15 protein-coding genes are annotated in these 14,384 nt (G+C 61.0%); 1 reads left to right on the top strand and 14 read right to left on the bottom strand.

The features are described 5' to 3' along the window. From RHSP_RS08895 to RHSP_RS08855, 9 genes are all read right to left on the bottom strand, one after another. Entirely contained in the window at positions 1-996 is a 996-nt protein-coding gene (locus RHSP_RS08895) for an ABC transporter ATP-binding protein (RefSeq protein ID WP_004115107.1), read from the bottom strand. After that, positions 993-2,009, bottom strand: a complete 1,017-nt coding sequence (locus tag RHSP_RS08890; RefSeq protein ID WP_004115104.1) for an ABC transporter ATP-binding protein — start codon at positions 2,007-2,009, stop codon at positions 993-995. The genes RHSP_RS08895 and RHSP_RS08890 overlap by 4 nt, the downstream gene beginning before the upstream one ends. After that, a complete protein-coding gene (locus RHSP_RS08885) occupies positions 2,002-2,865 on the bottom strand; it encodes a metallophosphoesterase (protein WP_004115102.1) in 864 nt (287 codons plus the stop codon). The genes RHSP_RS08890 and RHSP_RS08885 overlap by 8 nt, the downstream gene beginning before the upstream one ends. A 67-nt stretch (positions 2,866-2,932) precedes the next feature. Continuing rightward, positions 2,933-4,573 (bottom strand): ABC transporter substrate-binding protein, encoded by a 1,641-nt coding sequence (locus RHSP_RS08880; RefSeq protein ID WP_037150729.1) that lies wholly within the window; start codon positions 4,571-4,573, stop codon positions 2,933-2,935. Positions 4,574-4,707: 134 nt separating this feature from the next. Then, on the bottom strand, positions 4,708-6,243 hold the full coding sequence (locus tag RHSP_RS08875; protein ID WP_037150726.1) for an alkaline phosphatase family protein: 1,536 nt from the start codon (positions 6,241-6,243) through the stop codon (positions 4,708-4,710). Beyond that, positions 6,236-7,057, bottom strand: coding sequence for a DeoR/GlpR family DNA-binding transcription regulator (locus RHSP_RS08870; RefSeq protein WP_004115073.1), 822 nt, complete (start codon positions 7,055-7,057; stop codon positions 6,236-6,238). Before RHSP_RS08870 ends, RHSP_RS08875 begins: the two co-directional genes overlap by 8 nt. A gap of 131 nt (positions 7,058-7,188) precedes the next feature. Next, a complete protein-coding gene (locus RHSP_RS08865) occupies positions 7,189-7,716 on the bottom strand; it encodes a GNAT family N-acetyltransferase (protein ID WP_004115070.1) in 528 nt (175 codons plus the stop codon). Positions 7,717-8,263: 547 nt separating this feature from the next. Continuing rightward, the gene (locus tag RHSP_RS08860) at positions 8,264-8,947 is read right to left on the bottom strand and encodes a glutathione S-transferase family protein (protein ID WP_004115067.1); all 684 of its coding nucleotides are present in this window, start codon (positions 8,945-8,947) and stop codon (positions 8,264-8,266) included. Between the two features lie 23 nt (positions 8,948-8,970). Further along, positions 8,971-9,381, bottom strand: coding sequence for a DoxX family protein (locus tag RHSP_RS08855; protein WP_004115066.1), 411 nt, complete (start codon positions 9,379-9,381; stop codon positions 8,971-8,973). A gap of 81 nt (positions 9,382-9,462) precedes the next feature. Here RHSP_RS08855 and RHSP_RS08850 point away from each other — a divergent pair, with 81 nt between their 5' ends. Then, complete coding sequence (locus RHSP_RS08850) at positions 9,463-9,921, top strand: MarR family winged helix-turn-helix transcriptional regulator (RefSeq protein ID WP_037150723.1); 459 nt, start codon at positions 9,463-9,465, stop codon at positions 9,919-9,921. Positions 9,922-10,013: 92 nt separating this feature from the next. Here RHSP_RS08850 and RHSP_RS08845 read toward each other — a convergent pair whose 3' ends face one another. The 5 genes from RHSP_RS08845 to RHSP_RS08825 form a co-directional block, all read right to left on the bottom strand. Continuing rightward, positions 10,014-11,165, bottom strand: coding sequence for a M20 aminoacylase family protein (locus RHSP_RS08845; protein ID WP_037150720.1), 1,152 nt, complete (start codon positions 11,163-11,165; stop codon positions 10,014-10,016). Between the two features lie 8 nt (positions 11,166-11,173). Further along, positions 11,174-11,938, bottom strand: coding sequence for an ABC transporter ATP-binding protein (locus RHSP_RS08840; protein ID WP_004115058.1), 765 nt, complete (start codon positions 11,936-11,938; stop codon positions 11,174-11,176). A 26-nt stretch (positions 11,939-11,964) separates the two neighbouring features. After that, the gene (locus RHSP_RS08835) at positions 11,965-12,666 is read right to left on the bottom strand and encodes an ABC transporter permease (RefSeq protein ID WP_004115055.1); all 702 of its coding nucleotides are present in this window, start codon (positions 12,664-12,666) and stop codon (positions 11,965-11,967) included. Next, a complete protein-coding gene (locus tag RHSP_RS08830; RefSeq protein WP_004115054.1) occupies positions 12,666-13,379 on the bottom strand; it encodes an ABC transporter permease in 714 nt (237 codons plus the stop codon). The genes RHSP_RS08835 and RHSP_RS08830 overlap by 1 nt, the downstream gene beginning before the upstream one ends. Before the next feature lie 184 nt (positions 13,380-13,563). After that, positions 13,564-14,364 (bottom strand): transporter substrate-binding domain-containing protein, encoded by an 801-nt coding sequence (locus RHSP_RS08825; RefSeq protein ID WP_037150717.1) that lies wholly within the window; start codon positions 14,362-14,364, stop codon positions 13,564-13,566. Between the last annotated feature and the right edge of the window lie 20 nt (positions 14,365-14,384).

Raw genomic sequence — 14,384 nt, 5'->3', positions numbered from 1 at the left:
TCAGGCTGCCTCCATGCCGGATAGCGAGGGATTGTTGACGAGGTGGCAAGCCACCGCGCGACGACCCTTTTCGACGAGCTCGGGGCGGATCGAGCGGCAGGCTGAGCGCACTTCCGGGCAGCGGGTGTGAAAGGGGCAGCCGGCAGGCACGTTGACCGCGCTCGGTGGATCGCCCTTCAGAACGATGCGGCTGCGCCTGCTGCGTCCCGGCACCGGCACGGCGGAAACCAGCGCCTGGGTATAGGGATGAGCCGGATTGGCGAAGACTTCGCCGACATCGCCGATCTCGACGATCCGCCCCAGATACATGACGGCAACGCGCTCGGCGACCTGACGCACGACCTTGAGGTCGTGGCTCACGAAGACGCCGGTGAAGCCGGCGCGGGTGCGGATATCTTCGAATACGTTGAGCACCTGTGCCTGCACGGAAACGTCGAGCGCCGATACGGGCTCGTCGCAGACCAGCAGTTCCGGATCGATGATGAGCGCACGGGCGATGATGACGCGCTGGCGTTGGCCGCCCGACATTTCATGCGGATAGCGGGTGCCGTGGTGGGCAAGAAGGCCGATCTGACCCATCATATCGGCAACATGGGCGCGACGTTGGGCAGCGGAAAGCTCCGGTCGATGGACGATAAGCGGCTCTTCGATCTGCTGCCCTACGGGAATGCGCGGGTCGAGCGCTCCGAGCGGGTCCTGGTAGATCATCTGCATGCGCCGGCGCATGCGGCGCCAATCGGCGTCCAGCTTGGCGCTGACTTTTTCGCCACCGAAGCGGATTTCGCCGCCGCTGGCCGGTATATGACCAAGCAGCAACCTGGCGGTCGTTGATTTGCCGCTGCCGCTCTCACCCACGATGCCGAGCATTTCCCCGGGTGCGACATTGAAGGAAATTCCGTCAACGGCCTTCAGGAGCCTGGTGGAGGAGAACAGCAGGCCGCGTTCGCGCACCTTGAAGACGCGGCTCAGGTTTTTGACTTCCAGCGCGCCCTTCATTGCATGGCTCCCGCCAGGGCATCGCCGGACACTACTAACGGAGACATGTGCATGCAGGCGGCGCGGTGCGTCACCTCGCCGTCCACCATGCGCAGCGCCGGCACGGCCTGCGCGCACGTTGCCGTGGCCGTGGGGCAGCGCGGAGTGAAAGGGCAGCCGGGCGGCAGCTTGTCGGGTGGCGGCACCGTGCCGGGGATTGCGATCAGCCTGCGGCGAGGGCCATCGAGATCCGGCAGCGCGGCAATCAGCCCGCGCGTATAGGGATGGGCAGGCCTGGAGAACAGCGCACTCGTCGGCGTGTCCTCGACCACGCGGCCGCAATACATGACGACGACGCGCTCGGTCATTTCCGATACCATGCCGAGATCATGCGAGATCAGGACGAGCGCCATGTTGCGCTCGCGCCGCAGGTCATCGAGGAGATCGAGAATCTGCGCTTGGATGGTGGCATCCAGCGCCGTCGTCGGCTCGTCGGCGACGAGCAGTTCGGGATCGCCGGCCAGGGCCATGGCGATCATCACGCGTTGGTTCATGCCGCCGGAGAATTCATGTGGATATTCGCCCAAGCGGCGGCGGGCACTGGCGATTCCGACGCGATCAAGCAGGCGCTCCGCCTCTTTGCGCGCTTCCGCTCCATGCAGATTCCTGTGCAGTGCCAAGGCCTCCGTCAATTGCCAGCCGATCTGGTGCAGCGGGTTCAGCGAACTGGTCGGGTCCTGGAAGATCATGGCCACTCGGCCGCCGCGGATGGCGTTGAGCCGTGGTTCGGGCAAGCCAAGGATTTCGCGGCCGTCGAGCGTCACCGAGCCGCCAACTCGGGCATTGGCGCTAAGTAGACCAAGGCTTGCCATCCAGGTAATCGACTTGCCGCAGCCGCTTTCGCCGACGATGCCGAGCGTCTCGCCGCGGTGGATGGAGAGATTGACGCCGTGCAGAGCACGCGCCGTCTGGTGGCGACTGCTGAAATCCACGCAAAGGTCGGAAATCTGGACGAGCGGGGCAGCTTCAGCCATGTTGCGTTTCCATCTGCTGTTCGCGCAATGCGCGCAAGGTGCCGCGATCGACGGTAATGAGATGACGCCTTGCTCCCTCAAGCACTACGCAGCTCAGGACCCCGGTGGCATAGATGCCCGTGTCGACATTGATGCGGTTCGGCAGGCTCTCGACACGAGGGCCCGAGGTGTGGCCATGCACCACGACCTTTCCAAAGTCTTTCCCTGAACATAGGAACCGGTCGCGGATCCATGTCAGGTCTTCCTTGCGCTGTTCCATGAGGGATCGATCTGGGTTCACGCCCGCATGGGCGAAGAAGTAGTCGCCCTGCTGGTACGACAGTAACAGAGTGGCGATGAATTCCTTGTGACGCTGCGGTATGCGTGCGACGAGAGCCAGCCGCATGACTTCGGCCGCTATCGGATCGGCCATCGCGCGCAGGATCTCCTCGGGAGAGAAGTCGTAGGATGCCAAGGTCTCAAGCCCGCCCTTGCGGCCCCAGAGTGGCAAAACAGCGGCGTCGGCCAGGAACTCGCCGAGCCAGGCATCATGATTGCCAGTAAGGCAGATGATTTTCGTCGTCTCATCGGCGGCATTCTGCTCAGCGATGACGCGCTCGATGACCGAACGGGAATGCAGGCCGCGGTCGATCAGGTCGCCGAGATAGACGATCATCACGCGCTCGACGGGGTGCTGCGCCCGATCGGCGGCGATGGCTGCCTGCATGGCCAGCAGATGATCGAGATGGCCGTGGATATCACCAACGGCGTAAATGCGCACGCCTTCCGTGTCGGCCGGCGGCACATCGCGGAAATGGCTCCAGTTGCTGCCGTTCATGTCGATCAGCAGAGGTTGCCGCATAAGGGAGGTGGTCACGAAGTTCGTCCTGCAACGTCGAGGAAGGCGGCGGACGAGCGTTGAAACGCGCGCCCGCTCGGTGTCTTTAGTTCTTGATGGCGAAATGACCCGGCGTGAAATCCATGGCGAACATCGCCGACGGAGCCCATTCGATGTTCGATCGCTTGCCGTAGAGAATGGCGTTCTGGTGCAGGACGATCATGCCCGGATCCTCGTTCTCGATGATGTCGAGGGCGCGCGTGAAGGCCTTTTTGACCTCGGCGCGATCGGTCGACTTGTTCAGTACGTCGCACAGCCGGTCGAACTCGTCGTTCTGCCACATCCCGGATTTTGGATTGGTCTTGGTGTTATAGGTGCCATTCGGGCAGTTGTTGGCCAAAAGCGCTGCCGGGAAGGCGAAATAAGCGGTGTTTGACAGGTCCTGCATCATGCGATCGGGGCTCGGATCATTGGGATTATCGACGACCGAAAAGTTGATGTTGAAGCCGATGGCACGCAGATTTTCGAGATTGTACTGCGCGATGGTCAGCTCGTTGGGATAATAGTTGTTGTGCGCGCGGTAGGTGATCGGCTCGCCCTTGTAGCCGGATTCGGCCAGGAGCTGCTTGGCCAGCTGCGGATTGTATTCCGCGGTCTGGTGATCGGTGGCGAAGAGATCTCCGAACAGCGGATGCTGGAAGCCTTGCGACATTGCGGTACGGCCGCCCCAGAGTGCCTTGACGATGGTCTGGCGGTCGATGGCGTGGCTCAAGGCCTGGCGTACCTTGATGTTCTTGAGGGGCCCGTTGTTCTCGTCGAGTGCGATGAAGCGCACGTTGGCGACGGGACCGCCGACGACACGGAAGTCGGACGAGCCTTCGATCATCGGAACCTGATCGGGTCCGACATCCGAGATGATATCGTACTCGCCCGACATCAGGCCGTTCACGCGGCTGGCAGCTTCCGGCACGACGAGGATGTTAAGCTTGTCGATCGGCGGCTTGCCGCCCCAGTAATCGGAATTGGCGACCATGTGGATGGCCGAGCCGGGCTCGATGTTTTCGACCTTGTAGGGGCCGGTGGCGATCGGCTTGGCCGCCCAGGCGTTCCAGCTGGCGGTTTTCATAAAACCGCGCTTGGAGATGATGGCGGCATAGTTGACGCGGGCGAGGCGGGCTTCGGTATCGAGCGTCGCCTTCTTCATGACGAAGCGGACGGTGAGGTCATTGACGGCTTCGACATGGTCGAGCAGCGGCCATTCGGAGGCACGGCTGGCCGCGACGGTTGCCGGCGGCACAATGCCCTTGCTGCCATCGGCGCGGGCGAAGGTGGTTTCACCCTTTTCGCGGGCGGCAGTCTGTTCGGGCAGCAGGCCGAAGCGTTCGTCCGAGAACGAGAAGGCGACGTCTTCCGCGGTCATGGTGTCGCCGTTGTGGAACTTGACGCTCGGACGCAGCTTGAATTCGAGCGTCTTGTCGTCGATCCACTTCCATTCGGTGGCGAGCCCCGGCTTGAAGGCAAGGTTGGGGTCCTGCAGATCCAGCGCGATAAGCTGTTCGAACACCGAGTTCTGGAACTTGCGAGCTGCCGTGCTGCTATACTCGACGGTTTCGATCGAACCGGCATTGCCCATGGATTGGACCGCAACGTTGATGGTGGTGCCCTTAGCCATCGCGAAGGAGGCGAAGCCGAGGAACAAGCTGCTCATCAGAGCAGCTTTGGTAAAGGTCTTGAGGGTCGTTTGCATATACGTCTCCCGTGAGGCCGCCTGTTCGCGGCATGGCTCGACCGTGATCCGCCGAAGAGCATTCGGCAGACTGCGTGATTGATGGACGCCGCGAGATCGCCCCGCAGCGGGAAAAGCTCTAGATGTGGCGCTCGTTACTCGGCTGGCGCCTTGACCACGATTGCCTCGTGGCTGACCGATGGGACCGCCGCCGCCGGCGAAGCCCAGGCCTCATCGATATAGCTTTGGCTCCCCACACGGCCAAAGCGCAGCTGCGAAGTCTTGCCCTGAGCCGTGGCCGTAAACTCTTCGCAGACCGGGGCGGCGGTGGCCTCACCGCTCTCCAGCAATTCGTGCATGACACGCCCAGTCATGGTGTCCGGCGCAGCAATGCCCAGCATGTGCAGGCACGTCGGCGCCAAATCCGTGATACCGGTGCGGGTGGTGATGACCTGCCCGCCCGCCTTGAGGCCGGCACCGTCGGCAATCAGCACGGCCGTCAATTCGGCCAGATGCAAGCCGCCATGCGTGCCGCCGCCGACATCGATCTTGTAATTGCCGACATCGCAGGTTGAGGTGCCCGGCACGCCGAATTCATTGGGCGCATTGTCGCCGGCGAGGTTGATATAGAGATCGGGTGCGCGGAAATGAGCCGCCCCGGTCAGTTCCATCGCCAGCGTACCTTCGATCCTGCCATAGGGCGAACCGGGTTCGATGGCGCGGGTGAAGGTCGCGCCATACCAATCCTGTGCCACGATGGCATCAAAGGCGGCCTGCAGGAGCCCCTTGTCGTACCGGCGCAACCACAGGCCCGGCGCGCGGCCGCGACGGAAGATGATGTCGACATCATCGTCGAAGCGCGTTGCGGCGCGGATGCCGGCGGCTTTGAACGCATCGCCGACGTTGATGAAGCGGGTCGAGGTCGAGTGGCCATGGTCGGAGGTGATGAAAACAGCGATCGCATCGCGCTCGGGCTGATGCTCGCGCCAGTCGAGAAGGGTGCCAATGGCCGCATCACACTGGATCAGGCTTTCAATCTGCCCTTCAGTGCCGAGACCATGGAGATGGGAAGCGCTGTCGACTTCGGTCAGCCAGATGATCGAGGCGCTCGGCTTCTTGGCCGGCCAGACGGAATTGACAAAGATGTCGACTGCCTTTGCCTCGGCGCCGCGCTCGAAGCCTGTGCTTGGGACTTTGTGGCGTGCCGTGATGTCGATGGCGAGATCGTGCGGGAAGGCCAGCTGCGGATGGCGGACGTTGAAGCCGGTCTGTCCGAGTTCCGCACCCTTCCAATTGAGTGCTGTGAACGAGCCCTGACCGCTGGAGGTAACGACGGCAAAGGACCTGCCGGCTTTGGCAAGGGTTTCGCTGAGGTTGACCGTATGCACCATGCCGTCCGCATATTGGGCTTCACCGTGACGCCAATCATGGATGGTGTCGGTGCCCGCAAGTCTGTTGCCGCCGTCGCGGGCATAGAAATCGTTGCCCAAAATGCCCGTGCTCTCGGGCTTGGCGCCATTGGCCAGTGCCGACAATGCGCCCCGCGTTTCGCTCGGAAACACCGTGCGATGATCGCTGCTGACGACGCCCCTTTGCTTCAGGGCGTGAAGGTTCGGCATGGTCACAGCGTTGATCTGGTCCGGCCGAAGGCCGTCGACGCCGAGAATGATAACGTGGGCGATTTCACTCATGGTCCGGGTTCTCTGCTGCGGAGGAAACGTGGAATGTGGCGTCGTCCGCTGTATCCGGGTAAAGGATGCTGGCGCCGGCCTCGGTGAGAAGGGCGGTAAAGCGGGGGGCGAGCTGTTCGTCGGTGACGAAGGTGCTGATGTCCTTGAAGGGGATGGACTGATAGCGGCCGGGCGCCCCGATCTTTGTATGGTCGGCCACATAGATGGCGTCGCGTGACTGGCTGACGATCTGCAGCTTGAGCCGCATGTTGTGGCGGGTTTCCTCCACGAGGCCGAAGCGTTCGTCCAGTCCGTAGACGCCGACTATGGAGAGATCGAAGCTGCAGGTTGCGATGGCGTCGAAAACCTCGTCGCCGATCAGCATCTTGCTTGAGGCATTATATTCGCCGCCGGTGAAGTGGACACGGTGACGCTGGCCCGCCTGCAGCGCTTCGCCGATGGCAGGCATATTGGTCATCACCGAAACGGTCGGGCCGTCGCGCATCGCCTCCGCTACGGCAAGCACCGAGGAGCCGCCCGTCATGAATATCCACTGATCGGCTTCGATGAGGGAGGAGACCTTGCGGCCGATAGCCTGCTTTCCGGCTCGCTCCATCAGCACGCGGTCTTCGAGCGGCGCCTTGCGATCCGATGGGATGGCGCCGCCGTAGACGCGTCGCAACGCTCCGTTGCGCTCCAGCGCCACCAGGTCGCGGCGCACCGTCTCGGTCGAAACCCCGAATGCCTCGGCCATGGCGGCGATCGACATGCCATGGCCGCCGTTGACGAGGCTGACAATGTTCTGATGTCGACCGGCTGCGGGAAGTTTCGACAAAGGTCTCTCCTTGGTTCGCAGAGAGACTTAGAGGTTCAAAATTACAGTCGCGTGACACGTAATTGAAGTTTGTGTAACGCAGTTGAGGCGATCAACATTATCGCACAAAGTCCAACATCGCTGCGCTGCGCCTACAGACCTCGCGATAGCGCCTTGCTCAGCATGACGCTGCGATAATTGGTGTGGGACCATTGTTCGTGGCCAATGAAACGATAGCCAAGCCGGGTGTACCAATCGACCAGATGCGTGGCGGGCTCAGCCGTATCGAGCGACAATTCCCCTGCGCCGCTGGCAATCGCCGCTTGCTCTGCAAAGGCGATCAACTGACGGCCTAGCCCCTTGGCCTGCAGGTCGGGCTCGACGCCGAATTGAGCGATGCTCGACACCTCCGGCTGGTCGTACCAGGCGCAGCCCTTGGTCTGGCTTGCATTCTTGAAGAGGATCGTACCGCAGATTCGCCCGTCTAACAGGCCGACGAAACACTGACCTTCGGCAATGCGCTTCGCGGTAACCTCATCGCCCTGATGGGTTGCCATGAAGCGCAGACCCATTCTCGCCAAGCCACTATATGCGCGATGCAGCAATGCGGTCATTTCGCTTATGGAGTCGGTTTCCATCCATGGGCGTATGGTCAGAGTAGAGGAGGTTGGACGTGTCATGCGCGATGCCCGCTGGCTGCCGTTGATAGGAAGGTGATGAAAAATCGATGCGCCAATACCATTGAGCACGACCCTTGGGACCACAGGGAAGTCATTACCCGCCCTTCGTCATATCTGTTTGGTTTTACAGGAGAGCTAGACGCTCAAAATTACGGTTGCGTGACATTTGTTTGAAGTTTGTGTGCCTTGGCATACAGGATGACACTTATCCATAAAGGGCCACAGGGAGCAGGAGGCAGCTCTATGCCCTAAAACCCCGGCTCGGCGTGATGTCATAACGAGCATCACGACTTTGCGGCGTCCGGACACCAACTGGAGTATTTCCAGAAAAGTGCGCAGCGGTTTTCCGTCCGGAATGCGTCGGAAAACAAGAAGATAGAGCGTTTCCGCGATTCAAGGAAAAGCGGAAATACTCTAGCAGAAGATCTACAGCATCAAGATCGTGATTTCACCGCTCGCCAAGATCACCGCCGAGGCGATGTGCGGGAAATAATGAGACATGCGCGCGGCAAGCCGAGCCGATGCCATCCGTGCCGAGGATTCCGGCTCATGCCACAAGCTTCAATAGCCATGCATCATGGTGCCTGAGGAAGGTCGTCAGGCGGTTGCCGTAGTCGTCGCTAACAGCTCCGCGGACGCTCTCGCGCTTCGCCAAGGCCGTTCGCCATGTTTTGACGCGCGGCAGTCGATCGAAGACCCCGGTCGGCGTGAGCGTATCGAACACGTCGAAATAACGGAAGATCGGCGCAAAGACCGCGTCGACCAGACTGAACGCTTCACCGGCGAAAAATGGCCCGGCACCTAATTCGGCCTCGACCCGGCCAAACTTGTCGATAAGGGCCAGGCGCTTGATCTCATAGGTGGCGGCATCCTTGGCGGTCTCGAAGCCCCATAGGTCTGAAAGGATGGAGGAGCCAAACTCGATCCATCCCCGGTGCAACGCCCGTTCTAATGGGTCGGCGGGGTGGAGCGGGGCGCCGGCTTGCGTTTCCTCCAGATACTCGCAGATCACTGCGCTTTCGAATAACACCACCTCCGTTCCATCTACCTGCCTGACGATCAGCAGCGGCACCTTGCCGAGTGGCGAGATGGCAAGGAACCAATCGGGCTTTGCCGACAGATCGATATAACGGCGCTCGAAAGGAACGTTCTTTTCAGCAAGGGCGATAGCCGCGCGCTGGACGTAGGGGCATAAATGGTGACTGACGAGGATCAATTTTGCCTCGGTCATGGCGAGTTCTCCGTTTGTTGGTTTCAGCGTGGGGCAAGAGTTGGGCGGAGCGCATAGCGACCGTCGCCAAGCAGGAATTGAGCTACGGACAGCACGACGAGATAGAGCGGATATTCCCAGCCGCCGCCCGGCGCGTTGAACACCCAGCCATTGCCGCTATGCGCCCAGATGATCGCGCCGAGAAGCGCCGGAAGCAGGGCTATGGCGACCCAACGGGCATAGATGCCGAGAACCAGCATCATGCCGCCGACGGCTTCAGCCGAAAAGGTGAGGTATGCCAGCCATCCCGGCAGGCCAATGGATTCGAAATAGCTCGCCGTACCGGGAAGGCCGAAGGTGAAAAGTTTGAGCACGATGGAATGGGCGAGATACATTACGCCGAGGCTGACACGTAGCAGCGTGACGGCGTAGTCGGTCAGGCGATCATGAGACATAGGGAGGCTCCACTCAATATAGATGTAACTGCATCTATATTGAGTCTTGCGCTTTCGGTCAATATAGATGTAATTGCATCTATGTCGGAATGTTCAGATACATCGCAACTTCATCCGTCCGTCACCCGTGCATGGGTGCGCCTCATGCGCGCTCAGCAGATTGTTCTGGACGCGGTCGAGCAGGATCTGAAGGCGGCCTCCCTCCCGCCGCTTGGGTGGTACGACGTGCTTCTGGAGTTGTCGCGGGCCGAGGGCGGTAGGCTGCGGCCTTACGAGATCGAGCAACGTACGCTGCTGGCGCAGCATAATCTGTCTCGCCTTCTCGACCGGATGGAAAAAGCTGGGCTCGTTCAGAGGGAGGTGTTCTCAGAAGACGGCCGCGGTCGCTGGGTCATCCTCACCGACGACGGCCGAGCCATGCAGAAGCGCATGTGGAATGTCTATGCGCCGGCGATCCAGCGTCATCTCGGTGATAAGCTGGACATCGCTGAGGCCGATCAACTGGCCGATCTATTGGCTAAGCTGTCGCGCAATCCGTGATCTCGCAGGTGAAACGGGATCGGTAACTCTCTGGGGGCAGGGGCACAGTTTGCCATGCCCCCAAGTCCATCAGTGTCGCTTTGTCTGGAGATCTATGCCAGTCGATCCTTGGCCAGATAGTAGAAGTACATCGTACCGCGCTCGAGGATGTCGTCGTTGAAATCGTAGGTCGTGGTGTGCAGGCCGGCGCTGTCGCCGTTGCCGATCAGCACATAGGCGCCTGGAACCTTTTCGAGCAGGAAGGAGAAATCCTCGCTTCCCATCAATGGAAGGTCAAGATCGACGAATGCGTCCTCGCCGAAGCGCTGTACGATCATGGATTTTGCCGCTTCCACGGCCCGCCTGTCGTTGATGGTCGCGGGATAGCCGACATGCCAGTCGAAAGAGATATCGGCACCATAGCTCTTGGCCTGAAATGTTGCGATCTGTTCCACGCGCTCGCGGATCTCCTCGCGCACCTTCGGGTTCATCGCCCGCATGCTGATCTCGAGCACGGCAGTGTCAGGAATGATGTTGGAGGCCGAACCGGCCAGGAAGGCGCCGACGGTGACGACCGCAGGCTGGTGAGGCGAGATGTTTCGCGACACCAGCGTCTGGAGCGCCATGACGATGCTGGAGCCGACGACCACCGGATCAATGGTCAGTTCCGGCTGCGCACCATGGCCGCCCTTGCCCTTGACGGTCACCGTCACCACGTCGATCGAGGCTGCGATCGGTCCGGCGCGGGTCGTGAAGGTGCCGGTTGGAATGCCCGGCCAGTTATGCAGGGCGAACACCTGGTCACATGGGAAGCGCTCGAGCAAACCATCCTCGATCATCAGCTTGCCGCCGCCGAAATTCTCTTCGGCCGGCTGGAAGATGAAATGCACTGTGCCGGAGAAGCTCTTGTCCCGCGACAGCGCCCAGGCCGCACCGAGAAGCATGCTCGTGTGGCCGTCATGGCCGCAGGCATGCATGGCGCCGGGATGCTGACTGGCATAGGGCAGGTTGGTTTCCTCCTGCATCGGCAGCGCGTCGAAATCGGCGCGAAAGCCGATGGCGCGATTGCTGCTGCCGGCGCGAAGGGTGGCGACGATGCCGGTCTTGCCGAGGCCGCGCGTGATCTCAAAACCCCATTTTTCGAGTTGAGCAGCAATGAAATCCGAAGTCTTGAACTCGGAAAGCCCGATCTCCGGCATCTGGTGCAGCCGGTGCCGGATCTCGACAAGCTCCGGCAGGAAATTCTGGAAATTGATGTCGCTCATTTCAGTCCTCATCCCATCCGGAGAAATTGACGAAGCCGTTCGGATTGCGGGTTCCTCATGACGTTGTCAGGAGCACCGCGCTCTTCGACCAGTCCCTTGTGAAGGAAGATGACCTCGCTCGATATGTCGCGGGCCAAAGCCATCTCATGGGTGACCATGACCATGGTCCGGCCCTCTTCGGCGAGCTTCTTAATGACCTGCAGCACTTCATTGACGAGTTCGGGATCGAGCGCGGAGGTAGGCTCGTCGAACAGCATCACTTCCGGCTTCATGGCGAGTGCACGGGCGATTGCCGCGCGCTGCTGCTGCCCGCCGGAGAGCTGCGCCGGATATTGGTCACGCTTCGGCGTAATGCCGACCTTTTCCATCAAGATCTCGGCTTCGGCGATTGCGTCCTTGCGCGACGTGCCGAGAACATGGATCGGCCCCTCGATGATGTTTTCGAGGATCGTCCGGTGGGACCAGAGATTGAAGCTTTGGAAGACCATGCCGAGCCGGGTGCGAATGTGCTCCAGCTGGCGGGGGTCGGCCGCATGCATCTTGCCGCCCCGCCCCGGAGCCGTGCGGATGGCTTCACCCGCCACCGAGATTTCGCCCCTGTCCGGCGTTTCGAGATAGTTGATGCAGCGAAGCAGGGTGCTCTTGCCCGAGCCGCTGCTGCCGATCAGCGAGATCACATCGCCCTTGCGGGCTTCGAAGGAGATGCCCTTCAACACCTCGACATTGCCGAAGCTCTTGTGGATGTCCTTCACCGAGAGTGCAGTCTCGACCATTTCAATTCCTCCCGAGGCTTTCAAGCTCACTTGCGAGCGGCGCGATAGCGCGTCATGCGGAGCTCGACGACGTTCATGATCCGGGTCAGGATGAAGACCACGGCGAAATAGATGATGCCGGCGGCAATCAGCGGTTCGAAGATCAGCAGCGACTGGCGCTGCAGCATCCGCGCGGTTCCCATCACCTCAAGAATGGTGATCGTCGAGGCGAGCGACGTCGTCTTCAAAAGGATGATGAGATCGCTCGTCAGAACCGGCATGCAATGGCGGAATGCTTGCGGCAGGGTGACGCGACGAAGGATCGTCCAAGGCCTCATGCCCACAGAAAGAGCCGCCTCGATCTGGCCGCGGGGGATCGCCTGGATCGCGCCGCGGATGACTTCGGCATTATAGGATGCCTGATTCAGGCTGAGTGCGGCGATCGCGTACCAAAGGCCGTCACGCAGATAGGGCCAGAGGAAGCTGTGACGAACCCAGGTGCCGGGCAGAACCTGACCGAGGCCGTAATAGATGAGATAGATCTGCACCAGCAAAGGGGTGCCGCGGAAGGTGAAGGTGAAGGCGAAGGCGGGCCAGGCCAGCACCCTGTGCTTCGACAGGCGGGCAAGCGCGGTCAGCGTGCCGATGACGAGGCCGAAGATGCCTGCCGTGACCGTCAGCAGCAGCGTCAGCGGCATTGCCTTGATGAGGGCGGGCAGGAAGGAAAAGACGCTGGCGATCGTTTCCATCAGCGGTGCCCCCGGTTCAGGTGCTTTTCGATGCGGCTGATGACGAAAACGGAAACCAGCGTGATAAGCAGGAAGAGCACGGCCGTCAGGCCATAGAAGAGAATGTATTGCTTGGTGCTGGCGGCCGCGCGGTAGCCGGTATAGAGCAACTCGCTAAACGAGCCGAGCACCGAGATGATGGCGCTTTCCTTGGTGATGGACAGCCAGAGATTGCCCATTCCGGGAACCGCATGGCGCATCATTTGCGGAAGGACGACGCGGGTCAGGATCTTGCGCTGCCGCATACCGATCGACACGGCCGCCTCGATCTGGCCGGGGGGCACCGCAAGATAGGCGGAGCGGAGAACCTCGGTCATGAAGGCGCCGGAGACGAAGGCGAGCGCGATGATGGCCGCCCAGAAGGGGCTGAACTGAAACCCAGCGTCGACGAGGCCGGCATATTTCAGGAAGCGCTCGGCGCCGCTCGCGACGGAAAAATAGAGCAGAAGAATGACCAGCAGTTCCGGCAGCGAGCGTACGACCGTCGTATAGATTCCGGCGATGATGCGAAGCGACCGGTGGTGCGAGAGCTTGCCGGCCGCTCCCAGGAAGCCGAAAATCACGGCTACTATGTAGGAGACGATCGATACCTGGAGGGTCATCAGCAAGCCCCAGGCAAAATTTGCGCCCCAGCCTTCCGGCCCCCAGCCGAGCAAGTGCCAATATGTGTCCATGCGTTCTACCTGCTCTATGCGGCCTCGCCTGTGGCGGTCAGCCGAACGGCCTCATGTTGCCGATATGCGGAACCAGGCGCCGCCTGCTCTTTAAAGCTGCGATGAGGCTATGGAAGCGATGTCTCGACGCGAGCAGGAGGGGGCGCTGCCGGGCGCGGTCGAGGCCACGCCCGGCGTCACGCAATTACTTCTTGTCGAAGATCCACTTGTCGACGAGCTTCTGCGTCGTGCCGTCCTTGTCGAGTTCTGCAAGGGCCTTGTTGACCTTGGCCAGTGTGTCGACATCGCCCTTGCGGATGGCAAAGGCTACGCCTTCGCCAAGTGTGGTGTTCTTCGGGACTTCGAGCTTCACCTCGTAGTCGGCACCTGCGGGCGACTTCAGGAACGTCTGGATGTAGAGATCCGGGATAAGAACATAGTCGACGCGGCCAGCAACGAGATCGGCGACGGAGTTGTCGGCCGTGTCGTAGCTCTTGGCTTCCGCGCCCTTCAGGTACTTAGCGACGTAGGCGGCCTGGACGCTGGAGGTCTGCACGCCAATGATCTTGCCTGATACGATCGACGGGTCCAGAATCTTGCCTGCGCCGTCGGGCGCATCGATCGTGGTGATCTTCGTGCTGTCGGACTTGGCGCCGACGAAGGACGTTCCCTCGGTGTAGTAGGGCGTGCTGAAATCGACGACCTTGCGGCGGTCATCGGTAATCGAGAAGGCGCCGATGATGAAGTCGACCTTCTTTTCGTTCAGCGACGGGATCAGGCCGTCCCAGGCCATCTGCTTCATATCGCACTTGATCTGCATTTTCGTGCACACGGCGCGGGAAAGATCGGCCTCGAGACCTTCCCATTCGCCGGCGGAACTGACCTGCGTAAACGGCATGTAGGGCTCGGGCGTCATGCCGAGACGGATGGTGTCCTCGGCATGAGCAAGGCCAGCGGACAGTATCAGTGCGACACCGACGATGATTTTCGATTTGAAGCTGTGCATTCTGTTCTCCCGTTTGTTCT

The sequence above is a fragment of the Rhizobium freirei PRF 81 genome (assembly GCF_000359745.1).
GTDB classification, from domain to species: Bacteria; Pseudomonadota; Alphaproteobacteria; order Rhizobiales; family Rhizobiaceae; genus Rhizobium; species Rhizobium freirei.
This window is presented reverse-complemented; position numbering and strand designations above follow the sequence as displayed.